The sequence below is a fragment of the Amycolatopsis sp. NPDC058986 genome (assembly GCF_042741125.1).
Taxonomy (GTDB): Bacteria; Actinomycetota; Actinomycetes; order Mycobacteriales; family Pseudonocardiaceae; genus Amycolatopsis.
Genome location: NZ_JBHYJW010000032.1, coordinates 1 through 20306 on the forward strand (window position 1 = coordinate 1; position 20306 = coordinate 20306).

Consider the following 20306-nt stretch of genomic DNA (forward strand, 5'->3'; position numbering starts at 1 on the left):
GGTCCGCCTGTCCGAATACTAACTCCTCGGATTTTCGTGGGCTCGAAGGGCCGTCAAGCCCACCTTAGGGGCTACTGGCGCCCGTATGGTGGCCTTGACGGCTTGGGGGAGGGGCAGGTCAGTGGGGGGTCAGGTTCCGGAGTTCGGCGATGAGGTCGACGGTCGGCATCTGGCACAGCTCGGCCATGGTCTCCAGCGCCGGCAGGTCGAGCGCGACCTCGGCGGTCCCGTTCTCCCCGGCCTGGCGCAGCCTGCCCTCGGCCCACCGCCGCAGGGGCAGCAGCTCGGGCCGGGCGTTGCTGACGACCTCACGCAGGTCGATCCGCACCCGTCCGGGCTCCTCGACGAACACCCGGCGGTGGACCTTCGCCAGCAGGTCCTGCGGGAGCTCGTCCATGGCGACACACAGTTCGACCAGGCGCACCACGGAGCACTGCCGGGTGCCGAGTTCGTAGGTGGCCAGCGTCTGTAGCGAGATCTCGCTCTGCAGATGCTGGTTCAGTTCCTTGCGCGTCCAGCCGCGCCTGCGGCGGAGCTTGCGGAGCTCGTCGCCGAGTATCCGCTGGTAGTCCTCAGCGTCGATCAGCACGTCACGATCCCCTGCCCTGCTAGCCGACCACTCGACATCCGCACCGGCGTGACAAATCCGCGGCGGATGCACCTCACGGGTATGAAAGTCCGCAGGTGGCCCGCTCTTACGCGGTTTCGGGCATGTCTTTCGGACCAATTTCCGGTATTGAGCCGAATGGGCTACACGAGTGCCGCTGAACAGCTCAGTTGACGCAGGGAACGCCCTCGGCCGTGATCGGCTTCTGGTCCTCCTGCAGCGGGGCCGGGGCCTGCTGCTGGGCGGCCGATCCCGACGAGGACTCGTTCCCCGCGGCCGAGGCCGGGGCCTGGTAGTCGGAGCCGAGGAACACCATGACGTGCCCGGCGTCGACGGTCTTGTCCTCCTGGATCGCCGGGTTCCCGCCGAGCGCGTCCGCGACGGCCTGCCCGGCGGCTTTCTGCCCCGGCGGGACCCACAGCACCGTGGACTTGCGGGAGGAGGCGTTCGCGGTGTCGCCCGCGGTGAAGCCCTTGTCGGTGAGCTGCTTCTGGACGTTGGCCGCGAGCCCGGTGACCCCGGAGGAGTTGCGGACGTCCACGGTGGTCGCCTTGTTCGCGCTCGTGTCCGGTGCCGGGGCCTGCTTGCCCGGTGCCGCGGTCAGGCCCTGCACGAAGTCACGCACCTGGCTCGGGTTGACCTGGATCGCGACGCCGTCTTCGGGGGTCTGGTACTCGACGTTGACCACCGGGATGGTCCGGAACTCGAGCTGGCCCCCGGTCAGGCCCTTCATCTGCTGGGCGAAGCCGAAGATGTCCCAGTTCTGGTTGAGCACGACCGACTTCTTGATCGCGTCGATCAGCGAGTTCAGCGTGGCCGGGTTCGCCAGCGTCCCGGCCGAGAGCACCTTGCGCGCCATCCCGGCCATGAACACCTGCTGCCGGACCACGCGATCGAGGTCGCCGCGCGGGAGGCCGTGCCGCTGGCGGACGAACTCCAGCGCCTCGACCCCGGAGATCGTGTGCTGGCCCTTGGTGAACTTCGCCCCGGAGTACGGGTCGTTCACGTTGTTGCTGAGGCAGACGTCGACGCCGCCGATGGCCTTGGTGATGTCGCTGAAGCCGAGCAGGTTCACCGCGGCGTAGTTGTCGATGGTCGACCCGGTGAGCTTCTCGATGGTCTGGATCAGCGTCTTGGCCCCGGCCTGGTTGGCCTTGACGTCGAGTTCCTTCGGATCGGTGACGCCCTGCTTCTGCAGATCGTTGCGGGCGTCCGACATCGCCCGCGCGTACGCGGAGTTGATCTTGTGGCGGCCGTAGCCGCCGGGGATGTCGACGTAGGAGTCGCGCGGGATCGACATCGCCACGGCCTTGCTGCCGTCATTCGGGATGTGCACGAGGATCAGCGTGTCGGTGTTCAGCTCGCCGTCGGAGACCCCGGCGCGCAGCTCGTCGAGCAGCTCGCGCGGCAGCGGGTTGCCCTGCGCGTCGGTGCGGCTGTCGAGGCCGACCAGCAGGATGTCCCGCGCGCCGTCGGCGGGCTTGTCGCCACCGGCGCCGTTGCTGATCACGTCGGCGTAGTTGAGGCCCTTGACCAGGCCCTGCATCGCGGCCCACGCGTAGCCGGTCAGGCTCATCACCAGCAGCGACACGACCACCACGGCGATCTTCGCGCCACGGAACCGCGACCGGCGGGGCGGCGGGCCACCGCGGCGAGGGGGCGCTGGGCGCACGCCACGGGGCGGCGGACCGCTCCGCGACGGGACACGTCCGGACGTGTCCGGCCTGGGGCGGGCGGGGCGGCGATCGCCTTGCCCGTTCCGAGGCGGGTGGTCCACGCGGACGTCTCCCTTCGTGTTGTCCGGTCTTCGGGGCCGCAGATAAGACGTATGGGTCGCCGTTGCGGTTGCCGTAGGGTGACACATCGGCGTGACGTCTCAGCGACGCACCACCCATTTTCCGTCAAACAGCTTCGTTTCGCCTGGTCGATGCCACAATCGGGCGGTCAGATCAGGACGGCACGGCCGCGGCCGCTCGCCGGGGCAGGAGTGTGACGGCCGCCGCGGACAGGGCGAACACCGCGGTCGCCGCGTGGAGGACGACACCCACCGTGCCCGGACGGTCACCGTCCGCCGCCGAGAGCAAGGTCGGGGCACCGGCCAGCGCGCACGCCAGCCACGTCCCGGTCCGCGCGCTGGTGCCGAGCCGCACGGTGTGCAGCAGGAACACCCCGAGCAGCAGGTGGACGACGCTCTGGATCGGGTCGAGCCGCAGGCCGAGCAGTTCGGCGTCCGCGGCGACCACGCCGAACCGGGTCAGCGCGAACCCGAACACGCCGAGCGTCGCGTAGCCGATGCCCAGTGTCGCCGCGGCCCTGGTCAACACGGCCGTCCGCCGGCCAGGTCCCTCGTCCGGCCGTGCCGGGCGCGCGTGGCCCGAGTGTCGCTCGAACCACCAGAACACCAGGGCGGCGGGCACCGCCAGCAGACCCACCGCCAGCAGCGTCCGGGGCCGGAACAGCCAGGCCAGCACGTCCGCGAACCGGCCGGGCAGGTACACGATCGCGATCAGCAACAGCATCGCGGCCAGGAAGACGAGGTACAGGCTCATCGGCGCCCGCAGCACCCAGCGGGCGGGCCGCCGCACGAACGTCCGTTCGCCGAGCCGCGCGAGCGGCGCGGACAGCAGCCCGAGCAGGCCGAGCTGGCTGACGCCGAGCAACAACACACCCCACGGCGGCGCGGAGAACGCGGCGGGCGCGCCGGGACCGCCGAGCAGCAGCGGCGGTGCGCCGAGCACCACGCTCGCCGCGGCCAGGCCGACCACTCCGGTGACGGCCGCGGCGATCAGCGCCGGACGTCCCGGCCGGACGCCGTCGGCGTGCGCGAAGGCCACTTGCTGGGCGAGCAGCGCGAGCCCCAGTGTCGCCGCGTACCTCGGCAGTGGTGAGCCCGACAGCCCGGCGGCCAGTTCGCCCGCGACGACCAGGGCGAGCAGCCCGGCGATCGTGCTCACCGGCGCCCGGCGATGCAGGGCCAGCAGCAACGGCGTGAGGACGATCGTCAGCAGGTACACGCCGAGCAGCCACAGCGGGTGCAGCGCGATCCGCATCACCGTCGCGGTCGTCCCGGCGGGAATGCCGAACACCTCGAGTGCGAGCGGGACGAGCAGCGCGACGACGGCGAAGATCAGGGCCGGGCGCAACAGCGGGCTGGCACGTTCGGCGAGGTAATGCCGGTAGCGGCCGCCCGCGTCGAGTTCGGCGCGCCAGCCCGCCGCGTTCATCCGGCCACCGGCGAAGAAGATGAGCGGAGCGAGCTGGGCCAGCCAGGTCAGCGGCCACACCGAGCCGTCGGGCACGCCCGCCCACTGCGCCAGCGCGGTCATCGATTCGCCGAACATGAGCAGGACGACCGAGGCCGCGCCGAGCGTCGCCCAGCGGCCGGCGTCCGGGGCGGGGAGCGTGGCGGGCCGGACCGCGGGCGCGGTCCGCCGGGCGTGGAGCCAGCCGCGCAGCCGGAACACGAGCAGGCAGGCGATCACCAGCACCCCGGCGACCATCGGGCCGATCGGATCGCCCACCGGCGGTCCCCAGCGCTGGTGCCACGAGTTGACCACGAGCCCGGCCGAGTACAACGCGGCGACCACGTGGCAGGTGCCGGGCGAGCCCATCGGGTTGAGGCCGCAGGTGGCGTGCATGTCCTGCGAGAGCCGCGCGTCCAGCGCCGCCCGGATGTCCTGGCCGAGCGGATGTCCTTTGTGGTCGGCGTAGCGCAGCAGGTCGTAGCCGAGATCGTGGGCCTTGCACGGGACCGCGTAGTCCCATTTCGTGTTGTCGTCGCCCCACGGGGTCGAACAGCCGCCGTCGGTGTGCACCGCGCGGACCGTGCCGTCGCGCGCGGTCATGCTGCCGGGGGTGACGCCGCTGACCGCGGTGAAGTCCCGGGGCAGCAGCGCGAGCGCGGTGGCGGCAGGGCCGGGATGGACCAGCGCGTCGATCGCCTGCTGTGCGGCGAGGACGTCGCCGGTGGGCGGGCCCTGGTCGGGCGGGGACGGCGGGCGCGACGCGATCAGGCCGAACGCGAACACCACGAGCAGGACCAGCAGCAGCCAGCCGGACGTCGACCACGGGCGTCGGCGGGGCGCCGCCACGGGGGCGGGCACGCTCTCGGCGGGAGCTGACATGGCGTCCAGGGTGCCAGCCCGGTACGGCGCCGGGCATGGGGCCAGCCCCCGTTCGGTGTGTCGGGAAACCCGATACTGCCCGTGCGGGTGACGGGAATCAGTGCTTCACGGGGTGTCGTCCGGTGCCAGCCGGACCTGGTTGCGGCCGTTCTCCTTCGCCACGTAAACCGCCGCGTCGGCCGCCTGCAGCAGCTGTTCCATGGTCGTGCCGTGCTCGGGATAGACCGCGACGCCGATCGAGGTGGTCCGGTCCGAGATCGTGGTCTGCCCGCCGCGTTTGTCGGTGGTCACGATATGCAGTTTGGCCACTGCCGAGCGTACTCGTTCGGCGGCTTCCCGTGCCGATGTTTCGTCGATATCCGGGAGCAGGACCAGGAATTCCTCGCCGCCGAAGCGGCCGACCACATCCGAAGGCCGGGTCACCTCGTCGAGTGCCTGCGCGATATCGCGGAGGACGTCGTCGCCCGCGGGATGCCCGTAGGTGTCGTTAATCCACTTGAAGTGGTCGAGGTCGATCATCAGCAGTGCCAGCTTCTCGTCCGATCGGGCGGTCCTGGTCAGCGCCCGATCGGCCGCCTCCGACCAGCCGCGCATGTTGAGCACCCCGGTTTTGGAGTCCGTGCGCACGTCGTCGAGCAGCTGGTCGAGTTCGGCGAGCCGGTTGAAGATGACGGTCACCACGGCCATGATCGCGACCGCCGGTGGCAGGACGATCAGCAGGACGGCGGTGATCGCACCGAGCCCGGTGGTGACCGCTTCGAGGATGTTGTCCTGTTTGCTGCCAAGGATGTTGCGCAGCTTGGCCTGCTTGCCGGCGCTCAGCGCGATGACGCCACCGATGTAGACGACCTGGACGCCCTCGTAGACCGCGGCGGCCAATACGACGACTCCGAATTCGCGCAGCGATTCCAGCGGGCTGAGCGATGTCCATTGCCAGTCGCCCATCGCGGTGAATGCGAGATGGCCGAGAACGGCCGCGACGGAATGTGAAATAGACGCGAAAAGAAATGTGTTCGCGGGCCGTCGCGCGGTGAACCAGCGCTGCGCCCTGATAATGGCGATCAGGGCCACCGTCAGAATGGGCGGCAAAGTGAGAACGGCAGGGAAAACCCACACCGCGGTGAGGTCGATCAGCACGGTGCTGGTGCCCGCGCGGCGGCTTTCCTCCTGGCGCTGGGTGAACTGGATGTGCACCGTCGCGCCCGCCGCGAGGATCCCGAAGCGCAGCCAGTCGAGCTTGCCCGGCGCGGCCGAGGCGGCGAAGGTGAACGCGAAGACGAGCAGCGCCAGCGCGTCCATGACCAGCAGGTAAACGATCACTCGCCGCGGGTGCTTCCAGAGCGCCCACGCGCGCGGGTCGTAGGGATGCCTGCCCGCCTTGCCGCTCTCGGAGCCGTCCGGCGCTGGTTCGGCGTCGGTCACCTGGCGGCCCGCCTCCCCGGCGCGGGGGCGGCCCGGTTCCGGAACGAACTCTCTCGGAGACGGTCGGTCACCACGTCTCCTCTCCGCCCCATCCCGGGCCACTTCGGTAATACGGCTGATATCCGCTGGGGCGGCTGTTCGCTTTGTTCGGCCGGTATCATCTCAGCCCATCGGAAGTGTCATGCTGCACACAGGGTCGAGCGCTTTGCCGGCCCGGCCCACTGAAGCGACGAGTACCGATGGGAGGCAATCCTATGTCGGCCCGCGACTGGTGACCCGTTCTCATGTTCCGAGGTGCTGCGTTGTTACAGGGAGGTGTGTCTCGTGTCCGCTCGTGACTGGTGATCGTCGTCCGTGCGTGAGCGACCGGGTTCATTCGGTGACCCGTTGTCGCGCTGATGCGGTTGCCGTCGCTCATGCGATCGACTCGCTTCGCGAGACAGTGTCCAATCCTTCTGGGCGCATGATGTCCATGGTTCGCTCGCAAGCTTCGCTCACGGAGTGACGGTCCCGGGGGAGGTGGCGTTCCGTACTCGTGCCCAGGAAACGGCGATGGGCACGGCGACGACGACGCCCGCGGCCCCGGCTACCGCTATCGCCGTCCCCGCCGAGCCCAGCAGCTGGGCCACGCCACCGCCGATGGCCACGCCGATGCCCTGCACCACCCGCAGTCCGGTGCGGTACAGGCCGCCCGCCGCCCCGCGGATTTCGTTGGGCACCCAGGTGATGTAGGTGGCGCCCACCGTGATGAAGTAGGCGCCCGCCGCGCCCGCGAGCCCGAGAATCAGCATGCTGATGATCAGGTTCGGCCGGAACGCGAACGTCGTCAGCAGCAGGAGCGGCACGATTGCGAGCAGCCCGAGCGCGCGCCGCCTGCCGTCCGGGGAGACGTAGCGGGAAAGCAGGAACGTGCCGACCACGAACCCGAGCGGGTCGGCCGCGAGCAGCCAGCCGACGGCCTGGTTGCTCGCCCCGAGTTCCTGGACCAGTGGTACGGCGACCCCCTCGGGGATGACCGCGAACCCGACGAGCCACGAAAGCCAGATCAGCACGCGAAGCCGTGGCTGGCCGAACACGTACTTGATCGCGCCGAACCACCCGGCGCCGCGCTCACCCGCCGCCGGGCGGCCGCGCACGCCCGCCCCCACGACGATCGCGCCGATCAGATAGGTGAGCGCGTCGATGGTCAGTGCCCACGAGGTGCCCAGCGCGGCCACCAGCAGCCCGCCGCCCGCGAGCCCGAGCAGAGTCGCGGTGTTGGCCGAGATCCCGCGCAGGTCCTGGCTCTGCAGATAGCGATGGTCGTCGGTGAAGATCTCGCGGCCGAGCGAGTTCTGCGCGGAGATGCCCGGCGCCGCCGCCAGTTTCGCCAGCACGATGAGCAGGCACAGCACCACGATCGGGGTACCGGGGATCGCCATCAGCCCGATGCACACCGCCTGCAGCAGGGACGTCGCGACGAGCACGGTCCGGCGAGGGAAGAGGTCGGCCAGCTGGGACAGGCCGAGGCCGCCGGCGAGCGCGGGAAGGAAGGTCAGGCCGTAGACCGCCGCCGTCCACAGCGCGGAACCGGTGCGGTCGTAGACGAGGATCGACAGGGCCACCACGGTGAGCTGGTCGCCGACGAGCGACTGGGTCTCGGCGAACCAGAGCGCGCGGAACTCGCGATTGGCCAGTACGGCTCGCAGCCGTGGCGTCGCGTCGGTCGTCACCGGGTAACCACTTCCCCCCGATCGGGTGAACGTGCAGCAGAACCGCATTGTGGCCCTCACCGTGACAGCGCCGGTAAGGGAGTCATAAATCTCCGCGCGCGGGTCGACAGTCAGTATGCGACCGGACACGGGGAGCCGACAGCGGACACGGTACCCCGGAGGTTTGTGCGCCGAACGGGCTAATGGGTGTCGATCGGGTGTTCCTGATCTGTGCGTGGGTATCTCCGGGCTGGTCGAACGCGACACGTTCGGCGCAGAGTGACCGCCGCTCATCGCGGTCGCACTGCTCGTACGGCCGAATGGGCCAACACTGGGTAGTGAAGCCGGCGGTGTTGACGGGAGCCTCGCCGGTGCGGCAGCGGGGAGAAAGTCAATGAACGGGCTGATGCAGGACAAGGCCGTCGTGGTGACAGGGGCGGGCAGAGGACTGGGCGAAGCGTTCGCCGTGCACGTCGCACGCGCGGGCGGGGCGGTGGTGGTCAACGACATCGACGTCGAACTGGCCGAGCGGACCGCGAAGAACATCAGGGTGCACGGCGGCAGAGCCGTCGCCAGCGGGCACAGTGTCGCCGATCCGGCGCAGGCACAGGCGATCGTCGACCTGTGCGTGGCGGAGTTCGGCGCGATCGACGGGCTGGTCAACAACGCGGGGCTGAACTACGAGGCCCTGCCATGGGAGGACGACGTCGAGCAGGCGAAGGAACTCGTCGAGGTCAACGTGCTCGGGGTGATGTACACCGGGCTGGCGGCGATCAAGGCGATGGTCGCGGCGGGTACCGGCGGGTCGATCGTCAACATCTCCTCGGGCGCTTCGCTCGGGCAGCGCAAGCTCGCGGTGTACGCGGCGAGCAAGGGCGCGGTGGCGTCGCTGACCTACTCCTGGGCGCTGGATCTCGAGGATGCCGGAATCCGGGTCAACGCCGTCTGCCCGCTCGCGCACACCCGGATGGTGTGGAAGTCCGAGCGCTCGCTGCGGGCCTGTCCGCCGGACCGGACCCCCGGCAAGATCGCGCCGGTGGTGCTCTTCCTGCTCGGCGACGGCGCGCACGGGATCACCGGCCAGATGATCCGCTGCAACGGGCCGCAGCTGCACGTCATGGGCCAGCCGTTCCTCAAGCAGCCGATCCTGGAACGGCCGGTGTGGGACACCGAGACCGTGCAGCGCGCCTTCGACGAGGTGTTCAGCGCGCACCTGGAGAACTACGGCCTCGAAAAGCGCGTGCCGCCACGCCTGCGCAAGTGGACGGTGCCCTCGCGGACGGCATGAGCTGAAGGGGACTTTCCTCGCATGCCATGCGAGGAAAGTCCCCTTCAGCTCCGGACCGCGTCGTACAGGGATTCGATGTCGGTGCGGTAGCGGTCGTTGATGATGCGGCGCTTGAGTTTGAGCGTCGGGGTCACCTCGCCGCTCTCCGGCGTCCACGTACGCGCGAACACCCGGTACCGCTTGATCTGCTCGATGCGGGCCAGCCGGTCGTTGGCCGATTCGACGGCGCGCCCGATCTCCGCCAGTACGCCTTCGTGCTCGGCGAGTGCCTCGACGCCGTCCGCTTCGATGCCGTTCGCCGCGGCCCAAGCCGGCGCGATCTCGTCGTCGAGCACGATCAGCGCGGTGACGTACGGCCGGTCGTCGCCGATCGCGACCGCCTGGCCGATCAGCGGATGCTCCTTGAGCAGCCCCTCGATCCGGGTCGGCGCGATGTTCTTGCCGCTGGAGGTGATGATCAGTTCCTTCTTGCGGTCGGTGATCGAGACGAAACCGTCGTCGTCGATCGTCCCGATGTCCCCGGTCGGCAGCCAGCCCTCGGCGTCGGTCGCGGACCTGATCGTGCCGTCCTCCTGGAGGTAGCCGAGGAACACGATCGGGCCACGGACCAGCAGTTCGCCGTCCTCGGCGACCTTGACCTCGACGTCGGCGAGCGGTTTGCCGACACTGCCCGCGCGGAACGCGCCGGCGTGGTTCGCGGTCACCGCGCCGGTGGTCTCCGACAGCCCCCAGACCTCCATGATCTCGACGCCGAGCCCGGCGAGGAAGTACACGACCTCCAGCGGAAGCGCGGCCGCGCCGCTGGAGGGGACCATCAGCTTGTCCAGCCCGAGCAGCGCCCGGATCGGGGCGAGCACGGTCTCGTCGGTCTTCGCGATCTTTTCGGCGAGTTCCGCCGGGACCTCTTCGCCCGCGCTGCGCAGTTTGTAGCCCTGTTGCAGCAGGTCGTTCGCGGCCAGCAGCGCGGTGCGCCGTTCTTCGGGGACACCGCCGAGCATGTTCTTCAGCCCCGCGACCATCTTCTCCCACACCCGCGGCACGCCGAAGAAGCTCTGCGGGCGGACCTGGCCGAGCGCGCCGACGACGGCGGTCGGGTCCGCGAGGGTGTGCACATGCCCGGCATAGACGATCGGCATGTACACCGAGATTTCGCGCTCGGCGATGTGTGCGAGCGGCAGATAGGCGATGTTCGTCGCGTGCATCGGGCTGCTGTGCGCGTGCTTCACCGCGAAGGCTTCGTGGATGGCGTTGCGATGCGAGAGCACGACGCCCTTGGGGTCGCCGGTGGTGCCGGAGGTGTAGATCATCGACAGCGGATCGTCCGGCCGGATCGCCGTCCACGAGGCTTCGAAGGCGTCCGGGTCGGCCGCGAGCGCCTCCTTGCCCCTGGCGCGGAGGTCGGCCAGCGAGATGAACCGGTCGTCACCGGCAGGGATCGCGCCGGCGTCGAAGACGACCACGTGCCGGAGCGCGGGCAGGTCGTCCAGCACCGGCTGCCAGCGGCTCAGCTCCTCGGCACCGCCGAGTACGACGACACCGGCCGCGCTGTGCCGCGCCACGAAGCGGATCTGCTCCGGGCTCAGCGTGTGGTAGGCGGTGCACGGAATCGCCCGCAGGTGCGCGGCGGCGAGGTCGATGGTCAGGTGTTCGGGGCTGCTCACGGCCATGATCAGCATCCGGTCGCGCGGCCCGAGGCCGAGCCCGGCGAGACCGCGGGACACCTCGGCGATCGCCGTGCGGAACTCCAGCCAGGTCAGCGTCGGACGCCCTTCGGCGTCAAGCGAGGTGACCGCGGGGAGATCTCCGAATTCGGTGGCGTTGCGGTGCAACAGCCCGGGAATCGTGAGCCCTTCGGTCTGTGCGGCGACGGATTGCTGAGTGGTCAACACTGGCCTCCTCGAGGTAGCCCCGTTGGCCACACTGTAAGAGCTGCGGCGCGCGCTGGATAGAGAATCGCGGCCACGCCCGGTGGCCTTGCGCCGCACGCTTGAATGGAAGGACCACGTAACCCAGCCGAGGAGCGAGATGACCGGGTCGGCACGCGAACTGCTCGACGCCGTCCAAGCGGAGCTGGCACCGCGCGACGACGACAACCGGCTGGTGCCGCTGATCGCGCGGGGCGAGGCGCCGCGAGCGGTGTTCGCCGCGATCGCCGCCGAGGAGCGGCGGATCGTGCGCAGCGACTGGCGCAGCTTCCACACCCTGGCCGCTCGCGCGGAAGAAACGAACGCGCTCGAGTTCTTCGCCGGGCTCGCTCAGGGGGAGGGCCTCGCGCTCACGAAGCTCGACGCGCTCACCGACGCGGCCGGGCCGGACGACGCCGACGTCGAGAAGCCACGTGCGGGGTGCCAGGCGTATCCGGCGTACTTCGCGTGGCTGGCGCTGAACGGTGAACCCGCCGATGTCGTCGTCGCGATCACCGCGAACTTCGCCGCGTGGGGCCGCTACTGCGCGGCCATCGCCACCGCGATGCGCGAGCACTACGACTTCGATGACGAAGCGTGCGGATTCTTCGACTTCTTCGCGACACCGGTACCGGAGATCGAGGCGCAGGCGGTGGCCGCCGTCCAGGCAGGGCTGGACAGCGGCAGGGTGAGCGGTGAGGCCAGGACGTACGCGCGGCTCTTCCAGAGCTACGAGCTGATGTTCTGGAACAGCCTCGCCGACGAGTTCTCCGCGGTGTGACCGGAAAACCGGCGCCAGTAACGTTTCTTGACGAGTAATCGCCCCCATGGGGGAGGAGCGCGTTTGTTCGCGGGGGAATGCCTGTTATGATTCCGGACCGTTTCCGGTAGCCGGGTGCCTCGCGGCGCCGGGGGAGAATTTTGCCCTTGTGGCGTAAGGAAAAGGTGGCGTGCCCGTCTCGTGGGGGAGATCCCGGGAGACGACACCGGGCGATGATGGCGAGGAGGGAAGGATGCCTCTTTCCGCGGTCAGGCAGTTTCGCAGGAGCCGGGCTTTCCGTGTTTCCCATGCCGTTGTTCTGTGTGCCGGTGTGATATTCGGGTATCTGGTCGCCGAATATGGCGGAGTCGTCCGGAAATATCCCGTCGAAAGCGTGCTGCTCGTCATTCTCGCCGCCGCGGTGGTGACCTTGTGGTGGGCGTGTCGCAGATGGCTCGGTGACGCCTCTCGCCGGGTCGCCGACATTCTCGGCGAGGAGCTCGGAAGCCGGGACCGTCGCCGTCCGTGACCGAAGTCACCAAGAGTTTTTCGCGGTTCGCGCAGCGTGTTCGACACCGCATACCGGTGCGGTGACAATCGCTTTCCGGCCTGGCGTGACGTGCGAAACCGCAGGTAAGCGCGTGCTCAGCGGGTCCGGATACCGTGGCGGAGTTTCCAAGCTGTCACAACGGTATGTGACCTGCTCACGGAAGCGCGATCATCGCAGGTGACCGGACTTGACGTGCGCGCCAAGGGCTGCCTAACGTCTTCGCCGGTGAAGCGGACCACGGTGAGTTGATCCGGCTGGTCGGAATCCGGGTGAGAAGCGTCCTGAGGTGACGTGTGCCCACGAACTGCCGGAAGGCTGTGCCCATGAACTGCCGGAACGAAAGCGGACCACGGTGAAGCAGAATTCCGTTCGACGGGGCCGGGGCTCTTCGATCCGGTCGCGCGTACTGACGATCGCGTTGATCCCGAGTGTGGCGCTGCTGCTCGTCGGTGTGGCGCTGGCGGGCTATCTGGTTTTCGACGCGGCCACGTCGCGGGAATACGCGTTGAAGATCAGGAGTTCCGAAACGCCGGCGATCCCGTTCTTCGCCGCGCTCCAGGAGGAGCGGCGGCTGACGCTGGGCATGCTCGCCGGGCAGACCAGCCAGCGGCCGGCGCTCACCGCCGCTCGCGCCAAGTCCGACGCCACGGCGGCGCCCATGGCGGACAACCTGAAGCAGTTCACCGCCGACAGCCACGTCCCCGACAGCGTCAAGCAGAACATCGCGACGTTCATGACGCTGTACGCGAAGACGCCGCAGATCCGCCAGCAGGCCGACAGCGGCCAGCTCCAGCTCGGCCAGGCCTTCGGTTTCTACAACCAGGTGATGGACCAGTTCATCGACGGCGTCGGCGCGCTGGCCCGCGCCGCGCGTGGCGCGGAGAACGCCTTCGAGCGGCTCACCGCGATCCCGATGTTCAGCGCGGCCGACGAGATGCGGCGCAGTGACGCCCTCGCCGCGGCGGCGCTCGCCTCGGGCGGGCTGAGCCAAGAGGACTTCCGCACCTATCTCGGCCAGATCGGCGCCTACCACGCCCAGCTGGAGGCGTCGACCTCGCGGATGATCCCCGAGGTCAGGGCCCAGTACGACAAACTGGTGGCCTCGCCGCAGTGGCAGACGCTGACCACCGTGGAAAACGCCTTCCTGCGGGGCGACCTGACCAAGCTCCCGGTCCCGCAGGAGCAGTGGCGGGCCGCGGCCGACCAGGTCGGCGCCACCCTGATGAAACTGTTCGTCCAGCAGAGCTCGCACGCCACCAACCTGGCGATCGACGACGCCGACGACACCCTGACCAACTCGATCATCGGCGCGGCCGCGGCCCTTCTGGTGGCGCTCGCCGTGGTGATCGTCGCGCTGCGGCTGTCCCGGCGGCTCATCGGACGGCTCGCGCGGCTGCGCGAGGACACCCTGGACGCGGCCGAGGTCCGGCTGCCCGAACTCGTCGAGCGGGTCCGCAACGGCGAGCCGGTCGACCTCGAGGACGGCGGGCACTTCCTCGACCACGGCACCGACGAGATCGGCCAGGTCGCCGACGCGTTCAACAAGGCGCAGCAGACCGCGATCGCGGCGGCGGTGGACGAGGCGAAGACCAGGGAGGGCACCAAGACGGTGTTCCTCAACATCGCGCACCGCAGCCAGGTCATCGTGCACCGCCAGCTCAAGGTGCTCGACCAGGCCGAGCGCAAGCAGGAGGACCCCGAGCAGCTGGACACCCTGTTCCAGCTCGACCACCTCTCGACCCGCGCCCGCCGCAACGCCGAGAACCTGATCATCCTGGGCGGCGGCCAGCCCGGCCGTCAGTGGCGCAATCCGGTCGGCCTCGCCGAACTCGTGCGGGGTGCTTCGGCCGAGACCGAGGACTTCGCCCGCGTCAAAACCGGTGCGCTGCCGCAGATCGCCGTGCGCGGGCCGGTCGTCGGCGACCTCGTGCACCTGCTCGCCGAGCTGATCGACAACGCGACGTCGTTCTCTCCGCCGCAGTCGCGGGTCGAGGTGCGCGGGAACGTCGTCGGCAAGGGCGTCGTGATCGAGGTCGAGGACCAGGGCCTCGGGCTCGAACCGGAGCAGGCCGAGCAGTTCAACGCGATGCTGGCCGATCCGCCGGACTTCGGGATCATGGCGTTGTCCGACGAACCGCGGCTCGGCCTGTTCGTGGTCGCCCGGCTGGCCGCGCGGCACGGCATCAACGTCCACCTGCGCGAGTCGGCCTACGGCGGGACGCGCGCGATCGTGCTCGTCCGCTCGGAACTGCTCGCGCAGCTTCCCGAGCCGGAGGAGGAACTCCCCGAGCGGGGGCCGGTGTCCGAAGAGGACACTCCGGAGCCGGCCGAGGGTGTCACCGTCATCGGCAGGCCACGGCGAGGGAAGCACCGCACCGAACCCCCGATGCCCGTGCCGGTTCCGGAGCTGCCCGCGTCCGAGCGGCCGCCCGCGCCGCGGACGCCGTCCGGTGGCGAGACCGCGCCGCCGCCGCTACCTTCACGCACGCAGCGCCCGGTCCGCCCGGAGCCCGCGCGCACGCAGCATCCGCCCGCGTGGCCGGCGCAGGAGCCGCGGCCGGCCCAGGACGGGCGGCCGCAGCAGCCACAGCGGCCCGCGGCGCCCGGCCGTCCCCCGCTGCCCCAGCGGCGGAGGCAGCAGAACCTCGTCCCGCAGTTGCGGGAAGATAGGGCTGCGCGGCAGGAACGGGAGGAGACCCGGCAGGACACGCCGGAGCTCGCCCGCGATCGGCTGGCGGCGTTCCAGCAGGGCACGCGGCGCGCGCGTGAGCAGGAGGAACCCGGTATCGACGACAGGTACGGAGATCGCGAGTAATGGTCAACTCAGGAGTCAGTGAGCTCGACTGGTTGCTGGACGACCTCGTCAAGCGGGTCGCGGGCGCGGACCGGGCGGTGGTGCTCTCCTCGGACGGGCTGCTCATCGGGCGGTCCGGCAACCTGAGCGAGGCCGACGCCGAACACCTTTCCGCGGTGGCTTCGGCGTTCCAGAGCCTCGCCAGGGGCACCGGGCGGCACTTCGGTGGCGGCAACGTCCGCCAGACCATGGTCGAGATGGACCACGCTTTCCTCTTCGTCACCGCGGCGGGCCGGGGCGCCTGCCTCGCGCTGCTGGCGAGCGAGGACGCGGACATGGGCCTGGTCGCCTACGAGATGAACCTGATGGTCAAGCGGGTCGGCGCGGTGCTCACGTCGGCGCCGCGGACCACGGCGGGGCAGACCGCGTCGCCATGAGCGAAGCTTGCGAGCGAATCATGGATATCATGCGCCAAAAGGGATTGGGCGCTGTCTCGCGGAGCGAGGCGATCGCATGATGATGACGCGGAGGGAAGCCTGGTTCGACGACGAGGCCGGTCCGCTGGTCCGGTCGTACGCGGTCACGGGCGGCCGCACCCGGTCGGACACCCTCGGGCTGGACCTGATCACGCTCGTGGTCGCCCTGCGGACGGCGGCCGAAGTCGCCATGCTGGAACCGGAGTACGCACGGATCCTGACCCTGTGCCAGCGTCCCGTGTCGGTGGCCGAGGTCGCCGCGCGGGTGGACCTGCCGCTGCCGGTGGTCAAGGTGATGCTCAGCGATCTGATCGAACAGAACCTGGTGCTGTTCCGCGCGGCGGCTCCGGCGACCGACACCCCCAACAAACACGTACTGCAGGCGGTTCTCGATGGCATCCGGAAACTCTGATCCCCGGCGATCCCTGACCGCGACGGCGGTCAAGGTGCTGATCGCGGGCGGGTTCGGGGTCGGCAAGACCACCATGGTCGGTTCGGTGAGCGAAGTGCCGCCGCTGCGCACCGAGGAGGTCATCACCGCGGCGTCGGAAGGGGTGGACGACCTCTCCGGGGTCGAGCAGAAGACCACGACCACGGTCGCGCTCGACTTCGGCCGTATCACCATCAACCCGGACCTGATCCTGTACCTGTTCGGGACGCCCGGCCAGGACCGGTTCTGGTTCATGTGGGACGAGCTGGCGGAGGGCGCGCTCGGCGCCGTCGTGCTCGCGGATACGCGTCGGCTCGAAACCTGCTTCGCCGCCGTGGACTTCTTCGAGCGGCGCGGACTGCCGTTCATCGTCGGCGTGAACTGCTTCGACGGCGCCTACCGCTATGGCACCGAGGAGGTCCGTGCCGCGCTCGACCTCGGCCCGGACGTCCCGCTGCTGCTCTGCGACGCTCGCGAGCGCGAGTCCACGAAGCAGGTGCTGACCATCCTGATGGAACACGTCATGGCGCGGTCCGACCTGGCCGCCGCCCAAGCCGGTCTCTGAACCACGCCGCCGAAATGCCGTTAAGGCCACCTTACGGGCGTCAGACGCCTGCAAGGTGGCCTTAACGGCATCGGGCGGGGGATTCAGCGGCGGCGACGGCGCAGGGTGTCGAGCGCGAAGGCGCCGGGGCCGACGGCCGCGATCAGCAGGAAGATCCACGAGTACATCGCGGCGGGCTCGCCCATGTTGTGCAGCGGCAGCAGGCCCTCGGCGGCGTGCACGGTGAAGTACGCGTAGGCCATCGTCCCGGACAGCAGCACCGCGGCCTGCCGGGTGAACAGGCCCGCCAGGATGAACAGCGCGCCGACCGTCTCGATGACCGTCGCCCACCAGCCGGGCCACTGGCCGAGCGGCACCGCGGTGCCGTTGCCGTCGACACCACCGAGCAGCCCGAACCCGACCAGGCCGTGGCAGAGGAACAGGAAGCCCACCACGATCCGGAAGGCGGAGAGGACGGCGGACGCGGGGGCGCTGAGCTGGGTGCGGCGGCGCTCGGTGGTCTCGGCGGTGGCGGTCCGGGCGGTCTTGGCGGAGGGGGCGATCGTGGTCATCTCGGGCCTCTTTCGGTTCGGTCGTCGCCCGGGCTCGGGCTTGCTCTCACCTATGCGTCGAGCGGCGATCGACCGGATCGACATCCGCCGGGAACTTTTTTTCGAACCCGTCTCGCGGGCGCGGCGAGCGGGCCGGAAGACTGGGCCGATGGCAGCCAAACGCAGTGCCGGGCTCCTGCTCTTCCGTCGCCGCGACGGGGAGACGGAAGTCCTCCTCGGACATATGGGCGGGCCGTTCTGGGCGAAGAAGGACGCGGCCGCGTGGTCGCTGCCCAAGGGCGAGCTGGATCCGGACGAGCAGCCCGAGGCGGCGGCGCGTCGCGAGTTCACCGAGGAACTGGGCTTGCCCGCGCCCGAGGGCGAGTACCGGGAACTGGGCGAGGTCAAACAGTCCGGCAAGGTCGTGACGGCGTGGGCGGTGGAGGGCGATCTCGATCCGGCCGACGTCGTGCCGGGGACGTTCGAGCTGGAATGGCCGCCGCGGTCGGGACGGCTCCAGGAGTTCCCCGAGGTCGACCGGGCCGAGTGGTTCACCCTCGACGTGGCAAGGGAAAAGCTCGTCGTGGGTCAGCGGCCGTTCCTCGACCGGCTCACCGCTTTGCTGTGAACAGCTCCAGCACCTCGTCGAGCGGCTTGGCGTCGAAGCCGGGCAGGACAAGGTCGGCGTGCGAGAAGTCGAGTCCGGCGGTGATCGGGTTCGGCACCGCCACACAGGTCATCCCGGCGGCCTTCGCAGCGGAGACGCCGTGGGGTGTGTCCTCGAACGCGATCGCGTCGGCGGCGTCGGCCTCCAGTTCGGCGAGGGCCGCGAGGTAGAGGTCCGGCCGGGGTTTCGCCGCGTGCCGGTCGCCGGTGACGACGGACGTGAACCGCTCGGCCATCCCGAGGCGGTCGAGATGCGTCCGCACCCAGCCCATCGAAGAACTAGACGCGATCCCCAGCCGCAGTCCTTGAGCGGTGGCCACGTCGAGGTAGTCGAGCACGCCTTCGCGTACGCCTTCGGTTTCGAGGCGCGCGAGGATCCGGGTGCGGTTGGCCTGCCGGATGAGGTCCTGATCGTGTTCGCCGACGAGCTCGGTGAGCAGGGCGAACATCGCGGGCGTCGTGGTGTGCGTGCCGATGACCTCGTACCACTTCTCGAGCGGAAGTTCGGTGCCGAGCTCGCGAAAGGTGCCCTGCCAGGCCTCCAGTACGGCGGATTCGGTGTCGACGAGGGTGCCGTCGAAGTCGAAGATCAAGGCGCGGAAGGACACTCCCGCACCCTGCCCGACCGACCTCCGCCACAGCAAGTCAGCGGGCGCTGGGCCGGATGGGTGAGAGGCACGCCACAGCCAGGGAAGCCGGGCATTTCGTGCACGGATAGTGCCGGGACGATCGCGCGGTGCCATGATCGAAAGAAAGATCATCGGCGGTGGATCGGGGGTCGACATGACGGACGACCGGCAGTGGGACATCGTGACCAGCGTCGGCCTGACCGCGCTCGCGGTGGCGTCCGCCCGCGCGGTGGAGACGGCGAGTGGCCATATCGACGATCCGTACGCGGCGTCGTTCGTGCGTGCCGCGAAGCCGCCGGTGCCGCTTCCACTCGAACCCGGCGACGACGCTCTCGTGAGCGACTGGGCGTCCATGGCGGGCTATATGGGCGTACGCACCCGGTTCTTCGACGACTACTTCGCGGCCGCGGACACTCCGCAGGTGGTGATCCTGGCCGCCGGCCTCGACACCCGGGCCTACCGGCTCGACTGGACCGGCCGCGACGTCTTCGAGATCGATCAGCCGCGGGTGCTGGAGTTCAAGCAGCAAGTCCTCGACGCACAGGGTGCCGTGCCCGCCTGCCGCCGTCGGGCCGTCGCGGTCGACCTCCGCGAGGACTGGCCCCGCGCGTTGCTGGGCGCGGGTTTCCAGCCGGGCCGCCCGACGGCGTGGCTCGCCGAAGGATTACTGCCGTACCTGCCGCCCGAGGCCGAGGAAAAACTCTTCGGGGAGATCGTGAAGCTGTCCGCGCCGGGCAGCCACGTCGCCACCGAACGACTGCCCGAATCCGCTTTCCCGGACTCGCTGGACGCGCCGTTCCGCCAGGCCAGCCTGGACATGGGGATCGACATCGAAACCCTGTGGAACCGCGCCCCGCGCCGGAACCCTAACGAGTGGCTCGGCGCGCAGGGCTGGGAGGTCGACGTCGAGCAGGCGAGCGAGGCGTTCGCGCGGTACGGCAGGGAGATGTATCCCGGCACCGAGTCGTTCCTCGGCCAGGCCCAACTCGTCAAGGCACACTTACCCAGCTGACTCGGCGACCGGTCACTGGGTGAAGAAGTCGGCGAGGACCGGGGCGAGGACCTTGGTCTTCACCAGGTGCGTCTGGCCGTCCAGCGTGCGGACGGTGGTCCCGAGCTGCGTGGCCAGCGCGGCGACGCCGTTGCGCATCCACTGTGGGCTCTTTCCGCCGTCGGACACCAGTACCGGCACCGAAATCCCGGACCATCGGCCTTCGGGCAGCGGGCGCCCGGCCTGGTTGCCGTCCATGATCTCGGCGTCGTAGCGAAGGGTGTGCGCGACGCGCTTGAGCTTCGGCCACGCGGGCATCAGGCGCATCATCGTGACCATCAGGCCGGGCAGGCCGACGGCCTCGGTCATGAACATCTTGATCGCGTCGCCGGGGCGGCCGTTCTCGACCGCCGCCGCGGCGCGGTCCGGGTAGTCGGCGGGCACAGGGGGCCGGGTGCTGTCGATAACGAACGGCGGCTCGTAGACCGCGAGTTTCCGCACGGCCAGGCCGCGGTGCGCGGCTTCGAGGGCGAGCGCGGCGCCGGAGGAGATGCCGTACAGCGAGACCGCGCCGCCCGCTTCCTTGATCACCGCCGCCAGGTCTTCGATTTCGCGGTCGACCGAATACGGCGCGGTGTCGGTGCTTTCGCCGCGTCCGCGCCGATCGTAGGTGTACACGGTGAAGCGGTCGGCCAGCGCTGCGGCGAGCGCTTCGTTGGGGCCTTGGCCGCGGTAGCACATCGCGCCGTCGACCAGGACGAGCGCGGGGCCCTGCCCGACGCGGCTGTAGGCGATGGTCGTGCCGTCGGCGGAAACCACGGTGTTCATGACGTCTGTTCCGTTCTGTGGGGTCGCTGTCGACGACTACGTTCGCACCGA

At 69.8% G+C, this 20306-nt stretch carries 18 protein-coding genes; 9 read left to right on the forward strand and 9 right to left on the reverse strand.

Going from position 1 to position 20306, the window contains the following annotated elements; all coding sequences use genetic code 11:
• Nucleotides 1-118 precede the first annotated feature (118 nt).
• From ACFW0G_RS26120 to ACFW0G_RS26140, 5 genes are all read right to left on the reverse strand, one after another.
• Nucleotides 119-589 (reverse strand): helix-turn-helix transcriptional regulator, encoded by a 471-nt coding sequence (locus ACFW0G_RS26120; protein WP_378328023.1) that lies wholly within the window; start codon nt 587-589, stop codon nt 119-121.
• Between the two features lie 184 nt (nt 590-773).
• A complete protein-coding gene (locus tag ACFW0G_RS26125; protein ID WP_378328105.1) occupies nt 774-2183 on the reverse strand; it encodes an LCP family protein in 1410 nt (469 codons plus the stop codon).
• Nucleotides 2184-2556: 373 nt separating this feature from the next.
• Nucleotides 2557-4731, reverse strand: a complete 2175-nt coding sequence (locus ACFW0G_RS26130) for a phospholipase (protein WP_378328024.1) — start codon at nt 4729-4731, stop codon at nt 2557-2559.
• Nucleotides 4732-4836: 105 nt separating this feature from the next.
• Complete coding sequence (locus ACFW0G_RS26135; protein ID WP_378328025.1) at nt 4837-6153, reverse strand: diguanylate cyclase; 1317 nt, start codon at nt 6151-6153, stop codon at nt 4837-4839.
• A 494-nt stretch (nt 6154-6647) separates the two neighbouring features.
• Entirely contained in the window at nt 6648-7865 is a 1218-nt protein-coding gene (locus ACFW0G_RS26140; RefSeq protein WP_378328026.1) for an MFS transporter, read from the reverse strand.
• Nucleotides 7866-8238: 373 nt separating this feature from the next.
• Between ACFW0G_RS26140 and ACFW0G_RS26145 the strand changes: the two genes are divergently transcribed.
• Nucleotides 8239-9132 (forward strand): SDR family NAD(P)-dependent oxidoreductase, encoded by an 894-nt coding sequence (locus tag ACFW0G_RS26145; protein WP_378328027.1) that lies wholly within the window; start codon nt 8239-8241, stop codon nt 9130-9132.
• A 44-nt stretch (nt 9133-9176) separates the two neighbouring features.
• On the opposite strand, the gene ACFW0G_RS26150 is transcribed toward ACFW0G_RS26145, so the two are convergent.
• Nucleotides 9177-11018 carry an AMP-dependent synthetase/ligase gene (locus ACFW0G_RS26150; protein WP_378328028.1) on the reverse strand — a complete coding sequence of 614 codons (1842 nt, stop codon included), beginning with the start codon at nt 11016-11018 and terminating at the stop codon, nt 9177-9179.
• A gap of 139 nt (nt 11019-11157) precedes the next feature.
• Between ACFW0G_RS26150 and ACFW0G_RS26155 the strand changes: the two genes are divergently transcribed.
• The 6 genes from ACFW0G_RS26155 to ACFW0G_RS26180 all read left to right on the forward strand — a co-directional run bounded on the left by ACFW0G_RS26155 (nt 11158) and on the right by ACFW0G_RS26180 (nt 16611).
• The gene (locus ACFW0G_RS26155) at nt 11158-11817 is read left to right on the forward strand and encodes a transcriptional regulator (protein ID WP_378328029.1); all 660 of its coding nucleotides are present in this window, start codon (nt 11158-11160) and stop codon (nt 11815-11817) included.
• A 232-nt stretch (nt 11818-12049) separates the two neighbouring features.
• Entirely contained in the window at nt 12050-12325 is a 276-nt protein-coding gene (locus tag ACFW0G_RS26160) for a hypothetical protein (RefSeq protein ID WP_378328030.1), read from the forward strand.
• Nucleotides 12326-12698: 373 nt separating this feature from the next.
• Nucleotides 12699-15161, forward strand: a complete 2463-nt coding sequence (locus tag ACFW0G_RS26165; RefSeq protein ID WP_378328031.1) for a nitrate- and nitrite sensing domain-containing protein — start codon at nt 12699-12701, stop codon at nt 15159-15161.
• On the forward strand, nt 15161-15577 hold the full coding sequence (locus ACFW0G_RS26170) for a roadblock/LC7 domain-containing protein (protein ID WP_378328032.1): 417 nt from the start codon (nt 15161-15163) through the stop codon (nt 15575-15577). The genes ACFW0G_RS26165 and ACFW0G_RS26170 overlap by 1 nt, the downstream gene beginning before the upstream one ends.
• A 79-nt stretch (nt 15578-15656) precedes the next feature.
• Entirely contained in the window at nt 15657-16028 is a 372-nt protein-coding gene (locus ACFW0G_RS26175) for a DUF742 domain-containing protein (RefSeq protein WP_378328106.1), read from the forward strand.
• Complete coding sequence (locus ACFW0G_RS26180) at nt 16009-16611, forward strand: ATP/GTP-binding protein (RefSeq protein WP_378328033.1); 603 nt, start codon at nt 16009-16011, stop codon at nt 16609-16611. Before ACFW0G_RS26175 ends, ACFW0G_RS26180 begins: the two co-directional genes overlap by 20 nt.
• Before the next feature lie 83 nt (nt 16612-16694).
• Here ACFW0G_RS26180 and ACFW0G_RS26185 read toward each other — a convergent pair whose 3' ends face one another.
• Nucleotides 16695-17162 (reverse strand): DoxX family protein, encoded by a 468-nt coding sequence (locus tag ACFW0G_RS26185; RefSeq protein ID WP_378328034.1) that lies wholly within the window; start codon nt 17160-17162, stop codon nt 16695-16697.
• A 148-nt stretch (nt 17163-17310) separates the two neighbouring features.
• On the opposite strand from ACFW0G_RS26185, the gene ACFW0G_RS26190 reads away from it, so the two are divergent.
• Nucleotides 17311-17769 (forward strand): NUDIX domain-containing protein, encoded by a 459-nt coding sequence (locus ACFW0G_RS26190; RefSeq protein WP_378328035.1) that lies wholly within the window; start codon nt 17311-17313, stop codon nt 17767-17769.
• On the opposite strand, the gene ACFW0G_RS26195 is transcribed toward ACFW0G_RS26190, so the two are convergent.
• Nucleotides 17753-18415, reverse strand: a complete 663-nt coding sequence (locus tag ACFW0G_RS26195; RefSeq protein WP_378328036.1) for an HAD family hydrolase — start codon at nt 18413-18415, stop codon at nt 17753-17755. The two genes, ACFW0G_RS26190 and ACFW0G_RS26195, sit on opposite strands and share 17 nt — an antisense overlap.
• Before the next feature lie 133 nt (nt 18416-18548).
• Here ACFW0G_RS26195 and ACFW0G_RS26200 point away from each other — a divergent pair, with 133 nt between their 5' ends.
• Nucleotides 18549-19448, forward strand: coding sequence for an SAM-dependent methyltransferase (locus ACFW0G_RS26200; protein ID WP_378328037.1), 900 nt, complete (start codon nt 18549-18551; stop codon nt 19446-19448).
• A 12-nt stretch (nt 19449-19460) separates the two neighbouring features.
• On the opposite strand, the gene ACFW0G_RS26205 is transcribed toward ACFW0G_RS26200, so the two are convergent.
• Nucleotides 19461-20255 (reverse strand): alpha/beta fold hydrolase, encoded by a 795-nt coding sequence (locus ACFW0G_RS26205; RefSeq protein ID WP_378328038.1) that lies wholly within the window; start codon nt 20253-20255, stop codon nt 19461-19463.
• Between the last annotated feature and the right edge of the window lie 51 nt (nt 20256-20306).

Bases quoted from the DNA above. Each gene is read 5' to 3' on its own strand.
- ACFW0G_RS26125 (WP_378328105.1), bottom strand. From the start codon at position 2,183: ATGAGCCTGACCGGCTACGCGTGGGCCGCGATGCAGGGCCTGGTCAAG.
- ACFW0G_RS26160 (WP_378328030.1), top strand. From the start codon at position 12,050: ATGCCTCTTTCCGCGGTCAGGCAGTTTCGCAGGAGCCGGGCTTTCCGT.
- ACFW0G_RS26180 (WP_378328033.1), top strand. From the start codon at position 16,009: ATGGCATCCGGAAACTCTGATCCCCGGCGATCCCTGACCGCGACGGCG.
- ACFW0G_RS26145 (WP_378328027.1), top strand. From the start codon at position 8,239: ATGAACGGGCTGATGCAGGACAAGGCCGTCGTGGTGACAGGGGCGGGC.
- ACFW0G_RS26200 (WP_378328037.1), top strand. From the start codon at position 18,549: ATGATCGAAAGAAAGATCATCGGCGGTGGATCGGGGGTCGACATGACG.
- ACFW0G_RS26175 (WP_378328106.1), top strand. From the start codon at position 15,657: ATGATGACGCGGAGGGAAGCCTGGTTCGACGACGAGGCCGGTCCGCTG.
- ACFW0G_RS26185 (WP_378328034.1), bottom strand. From the start codon at position 17,162: ATGACCACGATCGCCCCCTCCGCCAAGACCGCCCGGACCGCCACCGCC.
- ACFW0G_RS26170 (WP_378328032.1), top strand. From the start codon at position 15,161: ATGGTCAACTCAGGAGTCAGTGAGCTCGACTGGTTGCTGGACGACCTC.
- ACFW0G_RS26130 (WP_378328024.1), bottom strand. From the start codon at position 4,731: ATGTCAGCTCCCGCCGAGAGCGTGCCCGCCCCCGTGGCGGCGCCCCGC.
- ACFW0G_RS26190 (WP_378328035.1), top strand. From the start codon at position 17,311: ATGGCAGCCAAACGCAGTGCCGGGCTCCTGCTCTTCCGTCGCCGCGAC.
- ACFW0G_RS26155 (WP_378328029.1), top strand. From the start codon at position 11,158: ATGACCGGGTCGGCACGCGAACTGCTCGACGCCGTCCAAGCGGAGCTG.
- ACFW0G_RS26205 (WP_378328038.1), bottom strand. From the start codon at position 20,255: ATGAACACCGTGGTTTCCGCCGACGGCACGACCATCGCCTACAGCCGC.